This is a genomic window from Actinomycetota bacterium, assembly GCA_004297305.1.
Lineage (GTDB): Bacteria > Actinomycetota > Actinomycetes > S36-B12 > FW305-bin1 > FW305-bin1.
On record SCTR01000009.1, the window covers coordinates 63,885 to 87,160 of the forward strand.

Below are 23,276 nucleotides of genomic sequence, written 5' to 3' on the forward strand. Positions count from 1 at the left end.
ACTCGATGCCGGCCAGTCAGTCCGAGCCGATCGCCGACCTGACCTGCGCGGTCTGCGCGGGTGTCCAGTTCGCCGGCTGCAGGACCGCCACCCACGCGTCGACGTACTCCTTCTGGTAGACGTGCCCGTGACCGTCCGGTACCCCGGTGGAGTGGACCATGTCGGCGGTCACCTGCCAGAAGGTGACCCAGGGCAGCCATCGCATCGCCGGGAGGACGTCGGAGCCCGGAGCTTCGCGTAGCCAGTCAGGTTGGTGGAGCAGCAGATCGCCGGACCACCACACGATCGGGTCTGAGGCGTGTTGCAGGTAGGCGATCCGGGGGCTGTCCCACGGTGTCGGCGGCGCGGCGAGATCGTCCGGGCTGGCGGCCCACCGTACGCCGCGGCCTTGCTGGTACACCGGCAGTATCTCCGGGGAGCCGGCGTCGCGGCCGTCGACGAGCGACTTCCACAACTCGGTGAAGTTGGGTGTGCCGGCCAGCACGGCCCCCGATGTCCGGGTCCGGAGGTCCTGGAGGGTGCCGAACGCCTCCTGGCCGCCGAACGAACCCAAACTCTCCCCGCTCACATACAGTTTGGGCCGGTGATCGGCGGGCAACTGAGACCAGGCGCGGTAGACGCCCTCGAAGAGCGCGACGCCGGCCTCCTGCGCCTTGGACTTGTCGACGAGGAAGGAAATCCAACTCGGCAGGTACGAGTACTGCATGGCGACGGTCGCCGTATCGCCGCCCATCACGTACTCGGCCGCGTCGACCGATGCCGGATCGACCCATCCCGTCCCCGTCGTCGTGGCGACGATCAGCGTCGCCCGCTCGAATGCGCCGGCCCGACGCAGGTCCGCGACGGCCAGGTCGACGCGTTCGGACACCGTTGCTGCCGACTGCAATCCGACGTACACCCGGATGGGCTCGGCGGCCCCCGGCCGGCTGGTGACGCCGGTGATCTGGGCGGGTTTCGGTCCGCCGGCGACGAAGTTGCGGCCCTGCCGTCCCAAGGTGTCCCAGGCAATGAGGGACTGGCTGCTTCCGGACCGCAGTGGCGTCGTCGGTTGCACCGTGCCGGAGTCGGTCGTGGTGTCCTTCACGCTGAACGCCGCGTTGGAGACCGCGATGAAGCCGCGGAGGATCACACCACTGACGACGCCGAGGACCAGCAGGATCACCGCGGCGACGGCGACGGTGCGGGCCAGCCACAGCGGGAGCCGTCCGACCGTGTGCCGGATGACCCAGCCGGTCAACCGCCGCAGGACCCGGCCCAGCGCCACCAGGCCCACGAAGACCAGCACCGCGACCACGGCGAGCAGGACAGGGTCGTAGCCGGCTGGCGGGGACATCTCCATCAGTTCGTGAAGCTCGACCTGCCAGCGCCGGCCCAGCAGCAGCATGACGACGCTGCCGACGGCCAGCACGATCAGGAGGATCCGCCAGGCCTGATGCCGGGCAGCCGGGGTCGGCCGCCAGGGACTGATACGCCGGATCAGCCAGCGCAGGGTTTCGCCGACGCCGTAGCCGAAGGCGGCCACGACACCGGTGACAACTCCTTGCAGCAGCGGAGACCGGGGGAGCAGCGACGGCGTCAGGGACGACGCGGCGAACAGCCAGCCGACCAGCGTGCCCAGCCAGCCATAGTGCGGCAACCGATCTCGCCGGCTCCCGTGGCGTGGCGCCGGCGCCGGCGGCGTAGCCGTCGTCGGTGAACTCGTCGGCGGCTCGCCTGCTGCGGATTCGGCGACAACCATCACATCACCTGATCTGTGTGCCCCTGGACCGGTACGGCGGATACCGGCCTCATCGTGGACTGCGGCGGCCTCATCGTGGACTGCGGCGCGCCCGGCGGCCTCAACCGTTCAGCCGAGGCCGACACCATGACGGGCGCGTACGACGACGGCGGGCTTGTCGATCCATGCCTCAGTCGTGCAGCGTCAGGGATCGGAGATATCGCCTGCGGTAGTAGTGCTGGGCCAGTCGTACCGCCGGCCAGGCAGCCCGCCATCGACCGCCTCCGGGCGTGGTCAGCGAACGGATCGTCAAGGTCACGGTCCCAGCCCGGTTCCTCGACACGATGAAGGCCTCCTCGCCGGAGACCGGATGCCCGTCCAGCGTCCCGTAGGCCAAGCCGCACCGATCGTCGGTACGGATGACCGCCACCACCTCGATCGGCTCGTGGACCTGCCACAGCCAGGCGCTCGCTGTCAGCCAGTGCCGATCGCCCTGGCGTGCCTGGCCCCCACTGTCGAAACCCGCGCCGTCGAACTCGGCGCCCCCAAACTCGACGCTGTCGAACCCGGTGCCCCCGACCTCGGCGCTATCGAGGCCGACGTCCGTCGACTCGACGCGGAACCCGCTGCGCGACTTCACCTTCCAGCTCAGTACGTCGGTGCATGCCGCCGACCAGGTGGCGTCGCCACTCCCGATCGCCACCGATCGTTCGTAGCTCCCGACGTGTGCTGGTGGCTGCCACCTGCTCGACTCGATCTGCGTGGCACCCACGAAGCCGTACGACAGGGTTCGCTCAGCCAAGGGGACCCCGCGCAGTCCGGCCACGGACTGATCCTGCCCGACGGAGGCAAGGAGGCGCCTGGCGCTGTGACGTAGGGCTGGCACGGCGACGCGTCCTCAGGCCGACGTTTCAGCAGAACTCGGTTCCGGCACCGTCCCGCGGAGTTGACGGGCGCGTCGCCGTCGTTGGCCAGAATGCTCCAATGATCACGGGCACCGGGCCAGGACGTGGAGCCGCCAACGTCCGGCGGACGTTGTGGACGTCGTCGTCTACGTCGTCGTACTGAACCTTGCTATCCAGTTCGTTCCGTCGGTGCTCAGCGAGACCTTCACGCTCTCGTTGCCGACCGCCGTGCTGCTCAAAGTCGCTCTTGAGGTCGTGATCGTCCTCAAGAGCAGAATTCTCACCCGGTTCCGGGCGGCACCGACGCGATCAGGACGATGGGCAGCCGCAGCGCTGCTGTGGACTGTGGCGGCGGGCAGCAAGATCGTCGTACTCGAGCTGGTGGATCTGGTCTTCGGCGACGCCGTGAGCCTGGGGAACTTCGTCTCCGTCACCGCGTTGGTGGTCGCTCTGCTGCTGTCGCGCCTGGCCGTACGCCGCCTTCTCTACGACGCTGCAGCCAGTGACTGACCGATTCCCGGTGGCGGTGCTCACCTGTTCTATGCACCTGGCTAGTCGGTATCGCCGGGCCGGACGCGTGTTCGGGAAGCCGCCGAAGACCTGAAGCGGCTCAAGTCGCCCTCGCGTCTCGGCGTCGAGGACGAGGTCGCGCGGGGTCGAAGGACCAGAACGCCCACCGATCACCCGCCCGGACGTCATCCGCGCTGCGCGTCGCCCGACCGAACGTCGGTGCGTGGAGGGCAGTTGGATCCGCGAGATGGACTTCCAACAGTTGACGCCGATTCGTTGGAGTAGCCGACGGAGACTCCAATGATCGTTGGACCGAGTGGGCCGGACTCCAACGTGCGCCTCCGAGAGTCGGCCGTGGCGAACCGGACAACGACGGGCTTGTCGCGAAAGCCGTCCGAGGAGGTCGACCGTTCCCCCGACCTGCCGACCTTTGGAGCGGGTGACCGGTATCGAGCCGGCATGGCCGTCTTGGAAGTGGCCCTGAAGCCCTCCATGCGTTGCCGTCAGAACGCGTCGCTCCAAGTCAGAGGCCTAGTGGTGTCGGCCGGTGTCCGCGGATATCGCCTCGTGGCGCATGCATCGGCACGGGATCGGGCACGACACGGACATCGGCGGGGGTGTTCGAGTCCGCTGACGTCCCTCGCGCCTCAGGGCTTCTTGGGTCGCGCGGGCACGGGGCGCGCCGGGGGCGCAACGGTGGTGTCGGCTTCGGGGCTGGCGAGTGCGCGCTCGAAGCCCGTGAACGCCTCGAAGAGCCCGATGGCCTCGAAGGCTCGGTTGCGTCGGCCGAGTGTCACCTGGCGGACGACGTCGGCCTCCACGAGTCGGGCGACGGCGTCGCTCGTCGCCTGGAAGGTGCGGCCGATGTGGGCCGCGGCCGTGGTCACGGAGAACACCGGCAGGCTGGGCAGGGCGGTGACCAGAAGGTCGGTGGCGGAGTTGCGGCGTACCGCGCCGAGCCTGGTTCGGGCGCCGGCCTCGAGTGCGACGAGATCGTCGGCGAAGCGGCTGGCGTCACGGCACGCGCGCCCTGTCGCCGAGAGGAACAGTTCGACCCACGCGAGCTGCGCCGCCGTGGTGTCGCCCTCGCCCCGGGTCGCGTCCAGGGCGGAGACGTAGCGGCCCGCCTCGGTGGCGAGCACCAGTGACACCGGGGGTACCACGCGTGCTGCGACACCGCGCCGTCGCAGCACGAGTTGGATCAGCGCTCGCCCGGTGCGACCGTTGCCGTCGGCGAACGGGTGGATCGTCTCGAACTGAGCGTGGGCCAGCGCTGCTTGGAGGAGCGCGGGATGGTCATCGTCGGAGAGGTAGCGCGCGAGGTCGTCCAGCAGTTCGGGCACGTCCTGCTCGGGTGGGGGAACGAAGGCTGCGGCGCAGGGGTTCGCGCCGCCGATCCAGTTCTGCTCGGTGCGCACGACTCCGGCCCACCGCTGGTCGCGCGTGCTGATCAGCAGGGCTTTGTGAATCGCGGTGAGGTCGTCGATGGTGACGGGTCGGCGTGGGTCTGCGGCACGGGCGAGTGCTTCGTCGAGTGCGTGGATGTTGCCCAGGACCGCCTTGGCCGTCTCGTCGTTGATCGGGAGACCCTCGCGCTCGGCTGCCTCGCTGCGTGCAAGCAGGCGGACGTTGAGCACTAGGCCCTCGATGTTGGAGCTGGCCACCGCTTCGGCGCGCAGCAGGAACCGCGCCAACGGCTCGAGGTTGGCGAGCCCCGGGTGCTGGTCGTTCAGGTGACGCACTGCCTGCTCGACGTCGACCAGATCCGCCGCGAGCGAGGCAGGGACATCGAACGTCGCACCGATCAAGGGCGAAGGGACGTAGGACTCGTAGCGGCACGGTCGGCGCTCGGCACGCGTCGCGCCTGCCGGATCGCCCTCCCACAACCGCGCCTCGTAACATCCCACAGCCAACCTCCTTATTCAAGGTTAACAGCGAACCTAGAATAAATGGAGCAGTTCGGGCAAATCGCTGCCTCAGCGATCCGAGCTCTACCGGCACTCGCGATCGTCGCTCAACGGGCTGATCGCCGAGCAGCCTTGCCGGGTGGCTGGCGGTGGTACTCCCCGGTCGAGTGTGGAACGCCGGGATCTTGCGCAGCGGCTGCTGACACCAGCCCAGATCGAGGCCGTCGCCAATGCCATGCCACCTCGCTACCGGGTTCTGGTTTTGGCGGCGGCATGGTCGGGACTGCGTCAGGACGAACTGCTCGCCCTGACGCGCGCGGACTTGGACCTGGAGGCGAGCCCCCGGTGTTGCGGGTGCGCCGCCGGGTCCGGCGCACGGACAGGGGCGGGGTCGACGTCGACACGCCCAGGACGGCTGCGTCCTGTCGGACGGTCGTGTTGCCTGCACCGCTGCGGGACGTCCTGGCCGACCACCTCGATGAGTACGTGGGCGATGATCCTGACGCGCTCGTGTTCGCGACGGCCCATCAGACCGTGCCCGCACGAAGCAACCTCACGGAAATGCTGCACCGGGCCACGAAGGTCGCCGGGTAGAGGACATCAGGTTTCACGACCTTCGGCACTGCGCGCAGGTTCTGGCCGCTGAGAGCGGGGCGACGCTCGCTGAGCTGATGGCGCGGATGGGGCACGCCACCCCGAACGCGGCACAGATTTACATGCACGCCCGTGCAGAACGAGGAGCAGTGCTGGCCGAGGCGCTTGGCCGCGCCATGCAGGTCGGCCCGCGGCTCGAATGCTGAACCTTCTGTAACGCTGGGCGTTGCCGGTACGACTAGCTGATGCGAACCGGTGCGAGGGCCAGGTGGGGTCGGCAGTGCGAGGTGTGGATGATCCACTCTGCCATCGACGGGTTGAGCGCCTGCAGAAGGTTCTCGAGCTGGTCCAGGCGATGGGCTAGGTGGACATTCGGCGTGAACAGTGGCTCGTGGTGGGCGACGCGGTTGCGCAGGTTGTTCAGTGCGATCACCGTCCCGTGAACCTGCGGGCGGGTCGTACCCGCTGGGAAGGCGGCGTGGAGGTAGGGCGTCCACAGGGAGGCGGTGAGTCGGCGCGAGGTCAGCTTGGACCAGAAGCCGAACATCAGCTCCGCGACGATCTTGCCGCGTCCAGCCCCGCCGACGTGATCTCGCGCCGATTGAAGGAGGTCGCGCAACTCGGACTCTTCGGCCTCCAGCTTGTCGAGATTCGCTGACCGGTCTGGTGCGCGGGCGCTGGTGAAGATCGTGGACTCTGGATCCTCGGCCCAGTCCGGGCTGTCTGCTGTGAGCAGGACTCGGTCGTAGGCGTTGCGTAGCCCGACCTCGAGGTAGCCGAGGTCCCGCATGAGCGCTGTCGCCATCGAGCTGTTCCACTCATACAGGGCCAGCCCGCGGTCCCTGTCGCCGGCCGCGTCCACGTACGTCGCCAGGCGGGGCGCTGAGAGCCATGCCTCGACTGCGTCGTCGGGGACGCCCGAGAGGGGCCGGTCGCTCACTCGGTTGACTCCGCCTGGGGTGGGGGCTTTAATGGTCAGCAAGCCCCGAAGGATCGCCTCTGCGCAAGCAAGCCCCTCGGGGCTAAGCCTTGCCCTGAGGGTAGCGCTGGAATCGACGCTGACCTGCTCCTGGAACCCGACTTCTGGATACCGGTAGTCGGTGAAGCCGACGCGATGCGGGCGGTGGCCGGTTGTCGTGGAATTGGACCCTCGTGACCGCGTTTGGCGCGCAGCGGTGTGAAGCGAGTCGTCCGGAGGGAAACGCGCGGGCCGTCCCGGCTATTGTTTGCGTATGCGCGCAAGCACGCAAGTAGCGTCGGAGGATGTCCTCACCCTCGCAGTCGAAGTGCTGCGGGTGCTGGCGGATCCGACGCGGCTCCAGATAGCGCAGCTGCTGCTCGACGACGAGTGCTCGGTGTCGGAGCTGGCCGCAGCCTTGGAACGACCCATGCCGGGGGTCTCACAGCACCTAGCCAAGATGCGAATGGCACGACTAGTGAGCACCCGAAGGCAAGGGACGGTCGTGCTCTATCGCGTCGAGAACGACCACGTGCGAGCCCTCGTCACGGACACCCTGGGTCATGTCGAGCACCTCATCGAAGACGTTCCATCACATCATCGCGCCGCGGAGGTGCAGTCATGACCGACCACTCCGGCGAGAGCCCAAACACCGCGCATGAACCCGAGCCTCCGACGGAGCGTGATGCGCACGAGCCCGGAGTGAAGGCGCGACCTGACGTTCACGCTGATGTCGGGGTGGCTCACGAGCACGATGACGACGACCACGGCCACGGCCACGGGCACGATGACGATCATGGTCACGGTGACGCTCACCACGCTCACGAGCACGGCGCCGAGGATCAAGGCCACGGATCGACGGCAACGCGAGGAAGCGGTAGTGGCCACGACCATGGGCATCCCCACGGCGGGGGCCATGATCACGAGCACGCGACGTCGTTGTGGGGGCGGTCGCGGCATTGGCTGTCGGAGTTCCTCGGTGGTCACTCGCACGACGCGGCGGACCAGATCGACTCGGCGCTGGAGGCGGATGCCGCCGGGCGGCGGGCGCTGTGGATCAGCCTGGGCATCCTGGCGTTGACGGCGACGCTGCAGGCGTTCGTGGTGGTGCTCAGCGGGTCCATCGCGCTGCTGGGTGACACGCTGCACAACGTCGCCGACGCGGCGACGGCCATCCCGATCCTGGTGGCGTTCTCCCTCGCGCGGCGCTCCGCCAACGACACCTACACCTACGGCTACGGCCGAGCCGAGGACCTCGCCGGGCTGTTCGTTGTCGCCATGATCGCGCTCTCGAGCATCATCGCCGGGTTCGAGGCGATCCGTCGCCTGATCCACCCGCAGGACGTGAGCCACCTGTGGGCCGTCGCCATCGCGGGGGTGATCGGGTTCGTGGGCAACGAGGTCGTGGCGCGCTACCGGGTCCGGGTGGGTCGCTGCATCGGTTCCGCCGCGCTGGTCGCCGACGGGCTGCACGCCCGCACCGACGGCTTCACCTCCCTCGCGGTCGTAATCGGCGCCGCCGGTGTCGCGTTGGGATGGCAGCGGGCGGACCCGATTGTCGGTCTGCTCCTCACCCTGGCCATCCTCGGGGTGCTCCGCTCGGCGGTGCGGCAGGTCGGTGCCAGGCTGATGGACGCGGTGAGCCCGCAGATGGTGGCCACCGCGCGGCAAGCGATCGGCAGCGTCGACGGGGTCGTCGAGGTACGCACCCTGAACCTGCGCTGGATCGGGCACACGCTTCGCGCGGAGTCCGAGGTCGTCGTCCCGGGGGACGCAAGCCTGTCCGAGGCGCACGACATCGCCCACCACGCCGAGGAGCACTTGAAGGAGAGCCTGCCGCGGCTGACCTCCGCGGTCATCCACGTCAGCCCAATCGGCGCACACTGAGCACCGAACGGGAACACCTCGATGAAACCGGCTTCCAGTCGAACGGTGTCATCGACGGGGCGGCTTCGTGACCTTCTCGCGGTCGAGTTCGTCGGGCCACCCGACTCGTCGGCTTGCCAGACCGATGCATCGCAGGGGCAACCTGACGGAGATGTTGCACCGATTCCTCATGATTGGCGGGAGCCCGCGGTCACGTTTGTAGGTCCTGCGTGAGCGTGGCGCGGTACTGCTGGGCACGCGTGACCAGCTTCGCCGCGCGGGGTAACGGATTTGAGCGTGCGCGGGGGATAGAAACGATCATGTAACCAAGATCGATCGGCGCGTTTGCGCAGGTCGGACATGGAGCGGGTGACCGGGATCGAACCGGCATGGCCAGCTTGGAAGGTTGCGTGTCGGATCAATTGATCATGGGCTGACCTGCGGGTACTCGATGTTGGCGACCATCGTGCACACCTCTGTGGAGTACTCGTGGGATTGCGGTTCGCCGTGGTCCCTGTCCATGGAGGTGTGCACGATGGTGGCCAACACGACGGACCAGGCCGAGGCTGCGGACGGTGGGCGTCGCAGGCGTCGGGTGTGGGGAGCGGTGGAGCAGCTGCCCTCGGGGCGGTTCCGGGCCCGGATGGTCGCCCCCGACGGTCGGTACGTGTCGGCGCCGACGACGTTCACCACGCGCACGGACGCCGCGGTGTGGCTGGATCTGCAGCACGCGGACCTGGTTCGCGGGGTGTGGAAGGCGCCGAGGACCTCGGCGGGTGCGGCGTCCACGGTGGCCGAGTATGTCGCTCGTTGGATCGAGCAGCACCCGACGGCGAAGGACTCCACCAAGGGCCTGTACCGGGGTCTGCTGCGGGGCTGCATCGCGCCCGACCTCGGCAAGGTCCGGCTCGGTGCCCTCACGGCGGACACGGTTCGAGCGTGGCACTTCAGTCTCGGGCGTCGCCTTGCCGCCGACTGCGCTGCCGAGCGGGACCGGCTCGCATTAGCCGGTCGGGCACCGAGCTCGGCGAGCGTACGGGATGGCCGGACCCGCCAGGCGCAGGCCTACCGGCTGCTGCGGGCGGCGATGGCCACGGCGCACGCCGACGGGTTGATCGGCGAGCAGCCGTGTCGGATCGCGGGTGCCGGCACGCCACGGCCGAGCGTCGAACGGCGGGACCTGGCCGAGCGGCTGCTCAGTCCGGGGCAGGTCCGACAGGTCGCGACGGCGATGCCGCCCCGGTACCGGGCCCTGGTTCTTGCGGCGGCGTGGTCGGGGCTGCGTCAGGGCGAGCTGCTCGCGCTGACCCGGGCGGACCTGGACCTGCACGCCGTCCCTCCGGTGGTGCGGGTACGCCGACGGGTGCGACGCAACGATGACGGCAGCATGGATGTGGACACCCCGAAGTCGACGGCGTCGGTGCGGACCGTGGCGCTGCCGGGCCCGCTTCGTGACGCGCTGGTCGAGCATCTGGCCCGGTTCGCGTCGGACAGCTCGGGGGCGTTGGTGTTCGCGACCTCACGCGGGACGGTGCCGGCTCGCAGCAACCTCACCATGATGCTGCAGCGCGCGACGGCGGCGGCGGGTCTGCCCCCGATCCGGTTCCATGATCTGCGGCACTGCGCCCAGGTGCTGGCCGCAGAGTCCGGGGCGACCCTGGCCGAGCTGATGGCCAGGATGGGGCACTCCACTCCCAATGCCGCCCAGGTCTACATGCACGCCCGAGCTGAACGCGACCGGGTCCTGGCCGACGCGGTCGGAGCGGCCATCAGCGCTGACGGGTCCTGGGTCTAGGTTTATGACCCATCGAGCGCGGAATTCATCGCCCTAGTTGCCCGGTCGCCGTGTCGGTTCGCATGTCGGGAGGGTGAGTGTGAAGCGGCTGCCGGTACCGGCTCCTCGACTCGCGACGGTGAGGGAACCTCGGTGGTCCTCAGCGATGGCGCGGGCGATGGTGAGCCCGAGTCCGCTACCGCCGCCGTTGTGGACGGCCCGAGCCGGGTCGGCGCGGTAGAACCGCTTGAAGATGTCGTCGAGTTGGTCGGGTTCGATTCCGTCACCGTTGTCGGTGATCGCGATGGTCACGGCCTCGTCCCGGCCGTCGTGGATCGAGACGGTCACCACGCCGCCTCCTGGAGTGTGTCGGAGCGCGTTGTCGAGGAGATTGGCCAGGATCTGATGAATCCGTTCGGCGTCGGCGGCGACGAGCGGGCAGGAGGCGGGCAGCTCGAGCTCGAGGTCCACGCCTTTGTTCTGGTAGCCAGGTCGTGCGGCAGCGACCGCGTCGGCGACGATTCTGGCGGGGTCCGTCGGCGTGAGGACCAGCCCGAGGGCGTGCTCCTCGGCCGCTGCAGCCTCTTTGAGGTCACCGGCGAGTCGGCGGAGGCGCGCGACCTGGTCGCGCATCACCGCATAGGAGGGTGCATCGGGGGGGACGACGTGGTCTTCCATGCCGTCGATGTAGGCCTCGAGGGTGGCCAGCGGGGTCCGCACCTCGTGGGCGAGGTCCGCGAGCATGCTGGTGCGGGTGGCATCGGTAGCGGCGAGCCGGTTTGCCATGTGGTCGAACGCGTCGGAAAGGCGAGAGAGCTCGCTGCCGAAGCCGCCGGTCGGCACGGCCACGGCGTAGTTGCCGGCAGCCACGGCGTCGGCGGCGTCGGCGAGCTCGACGACGGGGTCGGCGACGCGGCGGACCAGGAACAAGGACACCAGGCCAGCGGTGGTGAGCGCGGCGACCATGGCCAACCCCAGCGAGATCGCGAACGAAGACGCGAATGCCTCTTCGGCGTGCTGTCTTACCTGGGGCGAGTCCTCGCCCGTTTGGGTGAGGTGCTCGGAGAACAGGGTGGGGGCAACCAGAACGGCGGCGACGATCAGGGTGAGCGCCCCGGTTCCGATGACGAGCAACTGCGCAATCATCAGCCGTGCGGCCAGACTGCTGGGTCGGCGCGTCACTGCGAGGCCATGCCGTAGCCCACACCGCGGATGGTGCGGATGTAGGTGGGATTGATGGCGTTGTCTGCGAGCTTGCGGCGCAGGTGTCCGATGTGGACGTCGACGACGTGCTCGTCGCCGTACCACTCCGGCCCCCACACGGCGTCGATGAGTTGGCGCCGGGTGAAGGCCGCGCGGGGGTGGGTCGCCATCGTGGCGAGCAGGTCGAACTCAGTGCGGGTCAGATCCATGGGTGCTCCGTCGAGGCTCGCCCGGTGGGCGACGGTGTCGACCAGCAGGCTGCCAACTGCGAGCGGCTCGGATTCGGGTTTCGGTTCGGCGCCGCCGGCGGCACCGGCAACGGTACGGGGACGTCGCAGCATGGCGCGTACGCGTGCGATCAGTTCGCGGGGCGAGAACGGTTTGACCAGGTAGTCGTCGGCACCGACCGACAGGCCGACGACTTTGTCGACCTCCTCGTCGCGGGCGGTGAGCATGATGATGTAGGCGTCGCTGAACCCACGGACCTGGCGGCACACCTCGATGCCGTCGAGCCCTGGCAGCATCACGTCCAGGACGACGAGGTCGGGCCGATGCTCCAGTGCGGCGGCGACGGCGGTGGGCCCGTCGTGGGCGAGGTCGACGGCGAAGCCCTCGCGCTCCAGGTAGCTGGCGATCACAGTGGCCAGCGCCTGCTCGTCGTCGACGACGAGCACCCGTAGCGGGTCAGGCATGTGCGTCCTCCGGCTGGTTCTCGTCCTGGAGGACGACGGTAGCCCGGGTCAGCTGTGCTGAGTCGGGGTCGTCGCGCTGCGGCCGTCCAGGATGTGTCGAGCCTCCGCATACTGCTCGGCGTCGATCTCGCCACTGGCGAACCGGCGGTCCAGGATCTGCCGCGGGGACTCGGCTGCTGGTGGGCGCGACTCCCCACGGGTCAGCCGGGCGACCGCCCATACAACCAGGGAGATCAGCCCGCCCCAGACCAGGATCATCATCAGCATCCCGACGCCGGCACCCCAACCCCAGCCGTTGTCGTACCAACCCATCATGGCGCGCCTCCTGCGTCTGTCGCTGTTCTTCAGGGTGGCGCCTAGCCGTATCGATCGGCAGGGGCTGGTGATGAAGGTTCGATGAAGGCTTGCCGTCATGGGACCGGCTTCATCGAACCTTCATCGAAGTTCCGGCGAACTCACCGGGCGCGTCGTCGACAGTAGGGGTGGCGCCAGAGACGCGCCCGCCGTGACGGGCGCTAGACGCTGAGGAGGGGCCGTGCAGCCTGTCCCGCATGTGTCCCGCCGCCAGTTCCTGGCTGGGATGCTCGGCGTCGGCGCAGCAGCGGGGCTGTCGGCCTGTGGTCTGCGTCCGGGGCCGAGCCCGGTCGGACCGGGTGCGGTGGCCGCGGCGGAGTCCGCACGTGCGACCACGGGCCGGGTCCGCTCGTTCGCGCTGCGGGCCCGACCGGTGGAGGTCGATCTCGGTGGTCGGTCGGTCACGACCTGGGGATACGGCGACGCCCTGCCTGGGGTGGCGTTCCGGGCCAGCGCAGGCGACCGGGTGCGGGTGGCGTTCACCAATGACCTGCCGGAGCCGACCAGCGTTCATTGGCACGGTCTGGCGATCCGCAACGACATGGACGGCGTCCCGGGGGTGACCACTCCGGAGGTCGCCCCCGGTGGTGAGTTCGCGTTCGACTTCGTCGTCCCCGACGCGGGCACGCACTGGTTCCACCCTCACCACGGGATGCAGCTCGACCGCGGCCTGTACGCGCCGTTCATCGTCGACGACCCCACCGAGCCCGGCGCCTATGACGCGGAATGGGTCGTCGTGCTGGACGACTGGACCGACGGCGTCGGCCCCAGCCCCGAACAGATCTACGCCGACCTCAAGGCCGGCGGATCCTCAGGAATGGGCCACATGGGCACGGGTGGCATGAACGGCACGGGCATGGGTGGGATGGACGGCGGAGATGTCAGCTACCGGCTGTACTTGATCAACGGTCGGGCCCCCAACGACCCCGACGTGCTCACCGCCAAGCCCCGGCAGCGGATCCGGCTGCGGATCATCAACGCCGGCGCGGACACCATCTTCACAGTCGCCATGGGCGGGCACGACCTCACCGTCACCCACACCGACGGCTACCCGGTGCAGCCCGTGACCACCTCCGCGGTCCGCGTCGGGATGGGCGAGCGCTACGACGCGATCATCACCCTCACCGACGGGGTGTTCCCGCTGGTGGCCGAGCCGGTCGGCAAGTCGGGTCTGGCGCGCGCGCTGGTCCGCACCGGCGCCGGACCTGCCCCTGAGGATGGCTACCGGCCGACCGAGCTCGACGGCTACCCGCTGACCGTCGACGCGTTGCGCGCCGCGCCCGGCAGCGCCCTGCCGGCAAGGGACCCCGACACCGTGCAGGACCTGCTGCTGTCAGGCTCGATGGGGCCCTACGTCTGGACGATCAACGGACGCACCTACGACGACACCGTCCCGCTCACCATCAAGCACGGCCAGGCCGGCCGGCTGCGGATCCGCAACCACTCGATGATGCCGCACCCGGTTCACTTGCACGGGCACACCTTCCAGCTCGGCCCGGCCGGCGGTGCCGGCCCGCGCAAGGACACCGTGCTAGTTCCCGTGATGGGCGCCGTCGACGTCGACCTTGCCGCCGATAACCCCGGACAGTGGATGGTCCACTGCCACAACGCCTACCACGCCGAGGCCGGGATGATGACCCGCCTCGACTACGTCACCTGACCCGATCCCACCCACCCACACCGCCGGGGACACCAGGTCGCCGGCGACCCCCGCAAGGAGAACGACGCGATGCGCGCACGACCCCTCGCCCTGGCCGCCACCGGCCTCGCCCTCACCGCCGCGCTGACGGCCTGCGGCTCCGCCACAGACGCGAGCACGACCTCGGGGACGGAAGGGTCCAGCTCCTCCGCGACCACGTCAACGAGCGCCGCGGCGGGTGACGTCGCCTTCGCCCAGCTGATGATCCCGCACCACCGGCAGGCCGTAGAGATGGCCGATCTCGCGCTGGAGTACGGCTCATCCACCGAGGTCGTGCAGCTCGCCACCCAGATCAAGGCGGCCCAGGACCCTGAGGTCGAGCACATGACCCAGTGGCTGCAGGACTGGGGAGCACCCCCGGCGATGCCTGGATCCGACGACTCCGGGATGCCCGGAATGGATCACTCGGGGATGGACATGGGCGGGGTGGGCATGGCCGGGATGATGTCCGACGAGGACATGGTGAAGCTGGCCGAGGCACGTGGCGCCGACTTCGACGCCATGTGGCTGCAGATGATGATCGCCCACCACCGGGGTGCCGTGGCCATGGCTGAAGACGTCCTCGCCACGACCGATGACCCGCAGGTCACGGCCCTGGCCAACGCCGTCGTGAAGGGCCAGCAGGCCGAGATCGACACCATGCAGCGGCTGCTCACCCGATGAACCGGATCAGCATCCGCGGCCGCCGCGGCGTGGCTGTGGCCGTCATGGTCTTGGCGAGTTTGTTCGTCGTGTCCGGGTGCGGCTCCGCACCAACGACGTCACCCGCCGCAACCGACATCCAGGGCGGTCAGGCCTCCTCCCCCGGGACCGGGCCTGCGGCCGCCGGGTCCGAGTGGGGGCATATCCACAACCTCACCGTGGACGGCGAACGGCTGCTGCTAGGGACCCACGAAGGCCTGTGGCAGCAGTCCCCCGGCCAACCCGCACAGCTGCTGAGCAATCCACCGTTCGACGTGATGGGCTTCGCGCTGTCCCAGCAGCACATGCTCGCCTCCGGCCATCCCGGCGAAGGCCAAGACCTGCCCGCCGACCTGGGGCTGCGCCAGTCCACCGACGGCGGCACCACCTGGGCCGGCGTGTCGCTGGAGGCGCAGGTGGACTTCCACCGGCTACGCGCCGCCCGTGCCGTCGTCCTCGGGCTGTCCGCCCACGACGGGCGGCTGCTGCGCTCGACAGACGCAGGCCGCACCTGGACCGACCTGGGGACCCCGCCGCTGTTCGACCTCGCCCTCGACCCAGCCGACCCGGATCAGGTCGTCGGCACCACAGAACAAGGACCGGTGGTGAGCACCGACGGCGGGGCCACGTTCGCGCCCATCACCGGCGCCCCACTGTTGACGCTGCTGGCATGGACGCCGAAGGCGTTGTACGGGGTGATGTCCGATGGTGTCGTGCACACCTCGACCGACGGGGGCTCGACCTGGCACGTGACCGGCAACGTGCAGGGGCAACCGACAGCGCTCGCCGCCGATGCCGACAGGATCGTCGTGCTCGCCGGTGACATGATCGTGGAGTCCACCGACGGCGGGATGACCTTCAGCCCGCGCATCACCGGGATTGCCGAGCACTGATATCGCCTCCATCCGCAACGAGAAGGAAGCACGAGCGATGGGCACCGTGAGGCAGACCGCCGTCCTAGAGGTTTCCGGGGTGCAGTGGGCCTCCCAGCAAGCGGTCGCGGAGACGGTGCTGTCGCGGCGTCCCGGCGTGATCGCGGTCGACGTCAACCCGGTCGCCCAGAACGCCACCGTCACCTACGACCCGACCATCACCTCGGTGGTGGAGCTGGCTGCCTGGGTACGTGACTGCGGCTACCACTGCGCCGGCCAGTCCGTCCCCGCCCACATGTGCGACCCGATGACCGAACCCCAGCATGCAGCACATGAGGCACATCCGGGGCACGACGTCCACACAGGACACCCAGCGCCGATGGCGATGACTGCGCAAGATGCGATGGGACACGGCGGCCACCACGGCGGGACGTCGATGGCCGCGATGGTCGCCGACATGCGTCGGCGGTTCCTGGTCGCGGCCGTGCTGTCGATACCGATTCTGCTGTGGTCCCCGATCGGCCGCGACGTCCTCGGATTCGCTGCCTCGGCGCCGTTCGGGCTGCGCGACGACGTCTTCTCGCTGCTACTGAGCCTGCCGGTGATCTTCTACTCGGGCTGGATCTTCTTCGACGGCGCCTTCCGCGCCCTGCGCGCCCGCACCCTGGACATGATGGTGCTGGTCGCGGTGGCCATCGGAACCGGCTGGGGCTACAGCGTCATCGTCACCCTCACCGGCGGCGGGGAGGTGTTCTACGAGGCCGCCAGCGTGCTGACCGCATTCGTCCTTCTCGGCCACTGGTTCGAGATGCGCGCCCGCGGCGGAGCCAACGACGCCATCCGCACCCTGCTCGAGCTCGCACCCGCCAAGGCGGTCGTCCTGCGCGGCGGTGAACCGGTGGAGATCGACACCGCTGAGGTCACCGTCGGCGACGTGCTGCTGATCCGTCCGGGTTCGAAGATCCCGGTCGACGGGGTCGTGGAGTCAGGTGACTCCGAGGTGGATGAGTCCATGGTCACCGGGGAGAGCCTGCCCGTGACCAAGACGACCGGCTCAGCGGTCATCGGTGCGTCGGTCAACACCACCGGGACGCTACGAGTGCGAGCAACCAAGGTCGGCGCGGACACCGCCTTGGCGCAGATCGTCGCACTGGTCCAGGAAGCGCAGAACTCCAAGGCTCCCGGCCAGCGACTGGCCGACCGTGCAGCGTTCTGGCTAGTGCTGGTCGCCCTGATCGGCGGAACGCTGACGTTCGCGGCGTGGACCGCGGCGGGTGCCTCGATCCAGGAAGCGATGCTGTTCGCGATTACCGTGGTGGTCATCACCTGCCCCGACGCTCTCGGTCTCGCCACTCCGACCGCGATCATGGTCGGGTCCGGTCTGGGGGCCCAACGCGGTGTCCTGTTCAAGAACGCGACAGCCCTGGAAGCCTCCGCCGGTATTGACACCGTCGTGATGGACAAGACCGGGACCCTGACCAAGGGTCAGCCACAGGTCACCGACGTCGTCACTGAAGGCATGGACGAGCTGGAGATGCTCGCACTGGCGGCGGCCGTCGAGCGGGACAGCGAGCACCCCCTCGCGAGGGCGATCGTGAGCCACGCCGAAACCGTTGGCGCGAAGCGCCATCCTGTCAGTGACTTCCGCAGCGTGCCCGGTCACGGCGCCGCAGCGACGGTCGACCAGCGTCACGTGCTCGTCGGGACCCGCAAGCTGATGGACGACAAGTCCGTCGACCTAGGCTCGATGAACGTGGCGCGAGAGTCGATGTCCGCTGAGGGCCGTACGGCGGTCATGGTCGCCGTCGACGGCCTTGCTGTGGGCGTTATCGCGCTTGCAGACGCACCGCGTGAGTCCGCGAAGGCTGCGGTGAGGGCCCTGCACGACGCGGGAATCGCCGTGGTCATGCTCACCGGTGACAATCGGGCCACCGCCGACCGGATCGGCGAGATCCTTGGCATCGACACCGTCATCGCCGAAGTCCTCCCCGGAGACAAGGCCGCAAAGGTCGCCGAACTCCAGGCTCAGGGCAAGAAGGTCGCGATGGTCGGCGACGGCGTCAACGATGCACCGGCCCTCGCCCAAGCCGACCTTGGCATCGCGATCGGGGCCGGCACCGACGTGGCCATCGAGACCGCCGACGTCGTCCTCATGCGCTCGGACCCGCTCGACGTCCCGATCGCGCTGCAGATCGGGCGGGGCACCCGTCGGAAGATGCGCCAGAACCTCGGCTGGGCCGTCGGCTACAACGCGGTCGCGCTCCCCATCGCGGCCGGCATCTTCGAACCCGCTTTCGGGCTGGTCCTGCGACCTGAGATCGCCGCACTCACCATGTCCGGGTCATCGTTGCTGGTCGCCACCAACGCGGTCCTTCTCAAACGGCTGCCCCTGCCCGCGCCGCACCCGGCGTCAACCACCCCAACGACGGGCCCCCGTGAACGGAGCACCCCTTGATTGCCTATCTGCTCGGCGGAGCCGCCGCAGCCTTCCTGGTCCTGCTCGTCGTCGGCGGGATCACCGGCCGGGTCCGGATCACGAGTTGCTGCGCCATTGCCGACCCCACCCGCGATGCGCGGATGCGAGATCTGGACGAACTGGAACCCAGCGGATAACGCCGGTTGGCGCCACCGTGTAGTCACGCTGTCGTCCCACGTCCCACGTCCCACGTCGCCAAGTCAGCGCCAGCCCGGACACTGGGGCTAACGTGGAATACCGCAGGCGGCTGGCCATGTCCCGCCAGGGGAGGCAGACCGACTCCCAAGCCGTTGACCTGCGGTGATGCTGTGGAGCGGGTGACCGGGATCGAACCGGCATGGCCAGCTTGGAAGGCTGGGGCTCTGCCATTGAGCTACACCCGCGGATGCGGTACGTCGTCCGGCTGAGCGCCGCGGATACGTCCCCGACGAGCCGCCGGAAGGGCGCCGCGTGGTCCCCTAGACTACCGCAGCCACCGCGGGGCGTAGCGTAGTGGCTAGCGCGCCTGCTTTGGGTGCAGGAGATCGGGAGTTCGAGTCTCCCCGCCCCGACCGACACACTGCCACCCAGCCACCGATTCAGGAGACATTCAGGTGAAGAGCGCCGTCGAGACCTTGTCGCCCACGCGGGTCAAGCTGACCGTCGAGGTCCCGTTCGCCGAACTCTCGGCCAACCTGGACGCGGCGTACAAGAAGATCGCCTCCCAGGTGAACGTCCCCGGCTTCCGCAAGGGCAAGGTCCCGTCCCGGATCATCGACCAGCGGTTCGGCCGCGGCGCCGTGCTGGAGGAGGCCGTCAACGACGCGCTGCCGCACAAGTATGAGGATGCGGTGCGGGAGTCCGGCGTGGTCCCGGTGGGCCGGCCCGAGGTCGACGTCACCGAACTCGCCGACGGCGAGCACCTGACCTTCACCGCCGAGGTCGACGTACGGCCCGACTTCGATCTGCCGGAGTACGCCGGGATCAGTGTCGAGGTCGAGCCGGCCGAGCCCACCGAAGCCGACATCGAGCAGCAGCTGACGGCGTTGCGGGAGCGGTTCGCGTCGTACCGCACCGTGGAGCGTCCCGCGGCCGACGGGGACGTCCTGCTCCTGGATCTTCGGGGCACCGACGACGGCGAGCCGGTCGAGGATCTGCAGGGCAGCGCGCTGTCGTACGAGGTGGGATCCGGTCAGCTGCTCGAGGGGCTCGACGACGCGGTCCGGGGTGCGGCTGCCGACGAGGAGCGGACCTTCACCTTCACCCCGACCGCCGGGGAGTACCTCGACCGGCCGCTCGAGGTGACCGTGACGGTGAAGGCTGTGCGCGAGCGCGACCTGCCGGCGGCCGACGACGAGTTCGCCCAGCTGGCCAGCGAGTTCGACACCATCGACGAGCTGCGGGCCGACATCACCGCGAGGCTGTCGCGGGTCAAGCGGCTGGAGCAGGGTTCGCAGGCTCGCGAGAAGGTGCACGACGCGTTGCTGGACTTGGTCGACATCCCGCTGCCGGAGAGCGCGTTGACCGCCGAGGTGGAGGAGCACTTCCAGGACGGCCACGGCGACGACGCACACCGCGCGGAGTTCGAGTCGAACGCCCGCCGGAGCCTGAAGAGCCAGTTCGTGCTCGACAAGATCGCCGACGCGGAGGACCTCGCCGTGAGCGAGGCGGAGCTGTCGCAGTGGCTGGTCGGTCAGGCGCCGCGTTACGGCATGGCGCCCGATGCCTTCGCCCAGGCGCTGGTGCAGGCGGGCCAGGTCGCCATGGCCGTGTCCGACGTACGCCGGGGCAAGGCGCTGTCGGTGGTGCTGGAGGCGGCGACTGTCGTCGACACCGCGGGCAATCCCGTCGACCTCGCAGCGCTGCAGGCCGACCTGGCCACCGCCGGGACCGCGGCAGGCCACGACCACGACCACGACCACGACGATCACGACGGTCACGACCACGACGGTCACGATCACGAGCACTGAGGTCGCCCGAGTCCGGATCGGTTGTGCCGACGGCGAACACCTGCCGTGCCGGGACTCTGCTATCGCCTCTGCGCGTTAGTGTCCGACAGGCGGTGATCCACCGACGAGGTGTCGCACCGTCGTCAGCCACGAACCGAACCGGACGGGAGGCTCCACCGTGAGCGCCATCGTGACCCCATCCCTGGTCGGCCCGCTCACGGGCCCGCTGTCGCACGGTGCGGTGGAATTCCGCGGCCCGTCCGGAGCCGGTTTCGGCTTCAACGACTGGGTCGACGAGCGGTTGCTCCGCGAGCGCATCATCTGGCTCGAGGGCGAGGTGCGCGACGACAACTCCAACCGGATCGTCAAGCAGCTGCAGGTGTTGTCGGCCGAGGATCCGGGTCAGGACATCACGCTCTACATCAACTCACCGGGCGGCTCGGTCACGGCCGGGATGGCCATCTACGACGCGATGCAGTTGATTCCGAATGACGTTGCGACAGTAGCGATGGGCTTGGCAGCGTCGATGGGCCAGTTTCTGTTGTGTGCGGGCGCGGCGAACAAGCGCAGCGCCACCCCCAACACCCGGATCATGATGCACCAGCCGTTGGGAGGGATCGGCGGCACCGCGTCGGACATCAAGATCCAGGCCGAGCAGATGATCTTCATCAAGAAGCGCATGGCCGCCCTGATCGCCGAGCACTCTGGGCAGAGCCTGGAGACGATCGAACGAGACTCCGATCGCGACCGCTGGTTCACCGCGGCCGAGGCCAAGGACTACGGGATCATCGACCAGGTGATCAACAACGGCGTCCCGGCCTGACGACGACTGACGCGAGAAGGGATTTCCCACCGTGAGCTACGACCTCGACGCCGTCGCCGCTGCTGCGTTCCGTACGTCCGGGCACCGCGGCCACGCGCCATACCGTGCTGCGGGCGGATACGACGCGCCGACCGCGCGCTATGTCCTGCCCGAGTTCCGGGAGCGCCACGCCAACGGCGAACGCATTCACAACCCCTACACCAAACTCTTCGAGGAGCGGATCATCTTCCTCGGAGTCCAGATCGACGACGCCTCGGCCGATGACGTCATGGCGCAGCTGCTCTGCCTGGAGTCGATGGATCCGGATCGCGAGATCTCCATCTACATCAACTCGCCGGGTGGCTCGTACACCGCGATGACCGCGATCTACGACACCATGCAGTTCGTCAAGCCGCAGATCCAGACCGTCTGCCTCGGGCAGGCGGCGTCGGCGGCAGCGGTGCTGCTGGCTGCCGGGACGCCGGGCAAGCGCTTCGCTCTGCCGCACTCCCGGATTCTCATCCACCAGCCCTACACCGAGGGCGGCGGACAGGGCTCGGACATCGAGATCCAGGCCAACGAGATCCTGCGGATGCGTAGCGAGATGCAGGACATCCTCGCCCTGCACACCGGTCGGACTGCCGCGGAGGTCGAGGCGGACATCGAGCGGGACAAGATCCTGACCGCCGAGGCGGCCAAGGAGTACGGCATCGTCGACTCGGTCATCAGCTCGCGTAAGAGTCCGGTGCCCGCCTGACCGCTACGCCGTTGGCTGAACGGCCAACACGGCACGGCAATAGCCGGACTCTTTCGCGGGGGAGAGGTACCGTCTGAGCGCGGCCGGGATCGGCTGTACCGGTCGCCACGTGCGGCCGCCGTACGGAGGGCTCGCAGTCCTTGCGGTGGACGATCGCGGGATGGGCGGGCACGGTAGAGGTACGGACAGGACGGCACGACCTCGACACCAGGCCAAGCGCCTGACGGCGCGGAAGGGACCGAGGCTGTGGCTCGCATCGGCGACGGCGGTGACCTGCTGAAGTGTTCCTTCTGCGGGAAGAGCCAGAAGCAGGTCAAGAAGCTGATCGCCGGTCCCGGCGTCTACATCTGCGACGAGTGCATCGACCTCTGTAACGAGATCATCGAAGAGGAGCTCAACGAGGCGTCCGACCTGCAGTGGGACGAGCTGCCCAAGCCTCGGGAGATCTTCGAGTTCGTCGACCAGTACGTGATCGGCCAAGACGCCGCCAAGAAGGCGCTGTCGGTCGCCGTCTACAACCACTACAAGCGCGTGCAGGCCGGCGCGACCGAGCGCGGGCGGGACGACGCCGTCGAGTTGGCCAAGTCCAACATCCTGCTGCTCGGGCCCACCGGTTCCGGCAAGACCCTGCTCGCCCAGACGCTGGCGCGGATGCTCAACGTGCCGTTCGCCATCGCCGACGCCACGGCCCTGACCGAGGCCGGATACGTCGGCGAGGACGTCGAGAACATCCTGCTCAAGCTGATTCAGGCCGCTGACTACGACGTCAAGAAGGCCGAGACCGGCATCATCTACATCGACGAGATCGACAAGATCGCGCGCAAGAGCGAGAACCCGTCCATCACCCGGGACGTGTCGGGCGAGGGCGTCCAGCAGGCTTTGCTGAAGATCCTGGAAGGCACGACGGCCTCGGTGCCGCCGCAGGGCGGTCGCAAGCACCCGCACCAGGAGTTCATCCAGATCGACACCACGAACGTGCTGTTCATCGTGGGCGGTGCGTTCGCCGGCCTGGATCAGATCATCGAGCACCGGGCCGGCCGTAAGTCGCTCGGCTTCACCGCCAGCGTGGGCGCCGAGCCGGAGTCGACCAACCCGGGTGACATCTTCGGCAAGGTGATGCCCGAGGACCTCCTGAAGTTCGGGATGATTCCGGAGTTCATCGGCCGGCTGCCGGTCTTCACCTCCGTGACGGCGCTGGACGCCGAGGCGCTCGTCCGGGTGCTGACCGAGCCGCGCAACGCTCTGGTCCGTCAGTACCAACGACTGTTCGACCTCGACGGCGTCGAACTGGAGTTCAGCGAGGACGCGCTGCAGGCGATCGCCGACCTCGCCCTCATGCGCGGCACAGGTGCTCGCGGACTGCGGGCGATCCTGGAAGAGGTTCTGCTCAACGTGATGTACGACGTCCCCAGCCGGAAGGACGTCGCTCGGGTCGTGATCACGGCCGAGACGGTCGTGAACAACGTCAATCCCACGCTGGTGCCGCGTGAGGCCAGCGCACCGCGGCGCGAACGCCGCGACAAGTCGGCCTGACGATCGGCTGCGCCTGACCGATCGGCAGGACCTGCCGTGCCGATCCCC

The 23,276-nt window shown here is 68.8% G+C and carries 20 protein-coding genes and 2 tRNA genes; 14 read left to right on the top strand and 8 right to left on the bottom strand.

The genetic code is table 11. The annotated features are described in order from the left end of the window. Positions 1 to 16: 16 nt before the first annotated feature. Entirely contained in the window at positions 17 to 1,738 is a 1,722-nt protein-coding gene (locus EPO13_08775) for a hypothetical protein (protein TAK68866.1), read from the bottom strand. Between the two features lie 169 nt (positions 1,739 to 1,907). After that, positions 1,908 to 2,474: a DUF1990 domain-containing protein gene (locus EPO13_08780; protein TAK69043.1), complete on the bottom strand. Its 567-nt coding sequence runs from the start codon at positions 2,472 to 2,474 to the stop codon at positions 1,908 to 1,910. Positions 2,475 to 2,754: 280 nt separating this feature from the next. On the opposite strand from EPO13_08780, the gene EPO13_08785 reads away from it, so the two are divergent. Beyond that, entirely contained in the window at positions 2,755 to 3,132 is a 378-nt protein-coding gene (locus EPO13_08785) for a hypothetical protein (GenBank protein ID TAK68867.1), read from the top strand. A 647-nt stretch (positions 3,133 to 3,779) separates the two neighbouring features. Here EPO13_08785 and EPO13_08790 read toward each other — a convergent pair. Then, on the bottom strand, positions 3,780 to 5,039 hold the full coding sequence (locus EPO13_08790; GenBank protein TAK68868.1) for a Fic family protein: 1,260 nt from the start codon (positions 5,037 to 5,039) through the stop codon (positions 3,780 to 3,782). Positions 5,040 to 5,638: 599 nt separating this feature from the next. On the opposite strand from EPO13_08790, the gene EPO13_08795 reads away from it, so the two are divergent. Continuing rightward, positions 5,639 to 5,839 (top strand): site-specific integrase, encoded by a 201-nt coding sequence (locus tag EPO13_08795; GenBank protein TAK69044.1) that lies wholly within the window; start codon positions 5,639 to 5,641, stop codon positions 5,837 to 5,839. Positions 5,840 to 5,871: 32 nt separating this feature from the next. Here the strand turns inward: EPO13_08795 and EPO13_08800 are convergent, their stop codons facing one another. Further along, a complete protein-coding gene (locus tag EPO13_08800) occupies positions 5,872 to 6,573 on the bottom strand; it encodes a hypothetical protein (GenBank protein ID TAK68869.1) in 702 nt (233 codons plus the stop codon). 292 nt (positions 6,574 to 6,865) lie between these two features. Here EPO13_08800 and EPO13_08805 point away from each other — a divergent pair, with 292 nt between their 5' ends. The 3 genes from EPO13_08805 to EPO13_08815 all read left to right on the top strand — a co-directional run bounded on the left by EPO13_08805 (position 6,866) and on the right by EPO13_08815 (position 10,252). Then, positions 6,866 to 7,216, top strand: a complete 351-nt coding sequence (locus EPO13_08805) for an ArsR family transcriptional regulator (GenBank protein ID TAK68870.1) — start codon at positions 6,866 to 6,868, stop codon at positions 7,214 to 7,216. Further along, on the top strand, positions 7,213 to 8,478 hold the full coding sequence (locus EPO13_08810) for a cation transporter (protein TAK68871.1): 1,266 nt from the start codon (positions 7,213 to 7,215) through the stop codon (positions 8,476 to 8,478). Before EPO13_08805 ends, EPO13_08810 begins: the two co-directional genes overlap by 4 nt. 430 nt (positions 8,479 to 8,908) lie before the next feature. Continuing rightward, a complete protein-coding gene (locus EPO13_08815) occupies positions 8,909 to 10,252 on the top strand; it encodes a site-specific integrase (protein ID TAK68872.1) in 1,344 nt (447 codons plus the stop codon). A gap of 33 nt (positions 10,253 to 10,285) precedes the next feature. On the opposite strand, the gene EPO13_08820 is transcribed toward EPO13_08815, so the two are convergent. The 3 genes from EPO13_08820 to EPO13_08830 are packed head-to-tail and all read right to left on the bottom strand — an operon-like array spanning position 10,286 to position 12,441. Further along, entirely contained in the window at positions 10,286 to 11,377 is a 1,092-nt protein-coding gene (locus tag EPO13_08820) for a HAMP domain-containing histidine kinase (GenBank protein TAK69045.1), read from the bottom strand. Between the two features lie 32 nt (positions 11,378 to 11,409). Next, the gene (locus EPO13_08825; GenBank protein ID TAK68873.1) at positions 11,410 to 12,126 is read right to left on the bottom strand and encodes a response regulator transcription factor; all 717 of its coding nucleotides are present in this window, start codon (positions 12,124 to 12,126) and stop codon (positions 11,410 to 11,412) included. A 48-nt stretch (positions 12,127 to 12,174) separates the two neighbouring features. Beyond that, positions 12,175 to 12,441 (bottom strand): SHOCT domain-containing protein, encoded by a 267-nt coding sequence (locus EPO13_08830; GenBank protein ID TAK68874.1) that lies wholly within the window; start codon positions 12,439 to 12,441, stop codon positions 12,175 to 12,177. A 220-nt stretch (positions 12,442 to 12,661) separates the two neighbouring features. On the opposite strand from EPO13_08830, the gene EPO13_08835 reads away from it, so the two are divergent. The 4 genes from EPO13_08835 to EPO13_08850 all read left to right on the top strand — a co-directional run bounded on the left by EPO13_08835 (position 12,662) and on the right by EPO13_08850 (position 18,187). Continuing rightward, on the top strand, positions 12,662 to 14,140 hold the full coding sequence (locus EPO13_08835) for a multicopper oxidase family protein (protein ID TAK68875.1): 1,479 nt from the start codon (positions 12,662 to 12,664) through the stop codon (positions 14,138 to 14,140). 69 nt (positions 14,141 to 14,209) lie between these two features. After that, a complete protein-coding gene (locus tag EPO13_08840) occupies positions 14,210 to 14,842 on the top strand; it encodes a DUF305 domain-containing protein (protein TAK68876.1) in 633 nt (210 codons plus the stop codon). Next, the gene (locus EPO13_08845) at positions 14,839 to 15,753 is read left to right on the top strand and encodes an exo-alpha-sialidase (GenBank protein ID TAK68877.1); all 915 of its coding nucleotides are present in this window, start codon (positions 14,839 to 14,841) and stop codon (positions 15,751 to 15,753) included. Before EPO13_08840 ends, EPO13_08845 begins: the two co-directional genes overlap by 4 nt. A 37-nt stretch (positions 15,754 to 15,790) precedes the next feature. Continuing rightward, on the top strand, positions 15,791 to 18,187 hold the full coding sequence (locus tag EPO13_08850; GenBank protein TAK68878.1) for a heavy metal translocating P-type ATPase: 2,397 nt from the start codon (positions 15,791 to 15,793) through the stop codon (positions 18,185 to 18,187). 330 nt (positions 18,188 to 18,517) lie between these two features. Here EPO13_08850 and EPO13_08855 read toward each other — a convergent pair. After that, positions 18,518 to 18,591 (bottom strand) — tRNA-Gly (locus tag EPO13_08855). 95 nt (positions 18,592 to 18,686) lie between these two features. Between EPO13_08855 and EPO13_08860 the strand changes: the two genes are divergently transcribed. The 5 genes from EPO13_08860 to clpX all read left to right on the top strand — a co-directional run bounded on the left by EPO13_08860 (position 18,687) and on the right by clpX (position 23,228). After that, positions 18,687 to 18,762 (top strand) — tRNA-Pro (locus EPO13_08860). A 39-nt stretch (positions 18,763 to 18,801) separates the two neighbouring features. Beyond that, positions 18,802 to 20,157, top strand: coding sequence for a trigger factor (locus tag EPO13_08865; GenBank protein ID TAK68879.1), 1,356 nt, complete (start codon positions 18,802 to 18,804; stop codon positions 20,155 to 20,157). A 181-nt stretch (positions 20,158 to 20,338) separates the two neighbouring features. Further along, positions 20,339 to 20,959, top strand: coding sequence for an ATP-dependent Clp protease proteolytic subunit (locus tag EPO13_08870; protein TAK69046.1), 621 nt, complete (start codon positions 20,339 to 20,341; stop codon positions 20,957 to 20,959). A 31-nt stretch (positions 20,960 to 20,990) separates the two neighbouring features. Next, positions 20,991 to 21,695, top strand: a complete 705-nt coding sequence (locus EPO13_08875) for an ATP-dependent Clp protease proteolytic subunit (protein TAK68880.1) — start codon at positions 20,991 to 20,993, stop codon at positions 21,693 to 21,695. A 246-nt stretch (positions 21,696 to 21,941) separates the two neighbouring features. Beyond that, positions 21,942 to 23,228 (top strand): ATP-dependent Clp protease ATP-binding subunit ClpX, encoded by a 1,287-nt coding sequence (gene clpX, locus EPO13_08880; GenBank protein ID TAK68881.1) that lies wholly within the window; start codon positions 21,942 to 21,944, stop codon positions 23,226 to 23,228. Positions 23,229 to 23,276 lie beyond the last annotated feature (48 nt).

Bases quoted from the DNA above. Each gene is read 5' to 3' on its own strand.
- EPO13_08775 (TAK68866.1), bottom strand. From the start codon at position 1,738: ATGGTTGTCGCCGAATCCGCAGCAGGCGAGCCGCCGACGAGTTCACCG.
- EPO13_08805 (TAK68870.1), top strand. From the start codon at position 6,866: ATGCGCGCAAGCACGCAAGTAGCGTCGGAGGATGTCCTCACCCTCGCA.
- EPO13_08810 (TAK68871.1), top strand. From the start codon at position 7,213: ATGACCGACCACTCCGGCGAGAGCCCAAACACCGCGCATGAACCCGAG.
- EPO13_08815 (TAK68872.1), top strand. From the start codon at position 8,909: ATGTTGGCGACCATCGTGCACACCTCTGTGGAGTACTCGTGGGATTGC.
- EPO13_08820 (TAK69045.1), bottom strand. From the start codon at position 11,377: ATGATTGCGCAGTTGCTCGTCATCGGAACCGGGGCGCTCACCCTGATC.
- EPO13_08825 (TAK68873.1), bottom strand. From the start codon at position 12,126: ATGCCTGACCCGCTACGGGTGCTCGTCGTCGACGACGAGCAGGCGCTG.
- EPO13_08830 (TAK68874.1), bottom strand. From the start codon at position 12,441: ATGATGGGTTGGTACGACAACGGCTGGGGTTGGGGTGCCGGCGTCGGG.
- EPO13_08840 (TAK68876.1), top strand. From the start codon at position 14,210: ATGCGCGCACGACCCCTCGCCCTGGCCGCCACCGGCCTCGCCCTCACC.
- EPO13_08845 (TAK68877.1), top strand. From the start codon at position 14,839: ATGAACCGGATCAGCATCCGCGGCCGCCGCGGCGTGGCTGTGGCCGTC.
- EPO13_08850 (TAK68878.1), top strand. From the start codon at position 15,791: ATGGGCACCGTGAGGCAGACCGCCGTCCTAGAGGTTTCCGGGGTGCAG.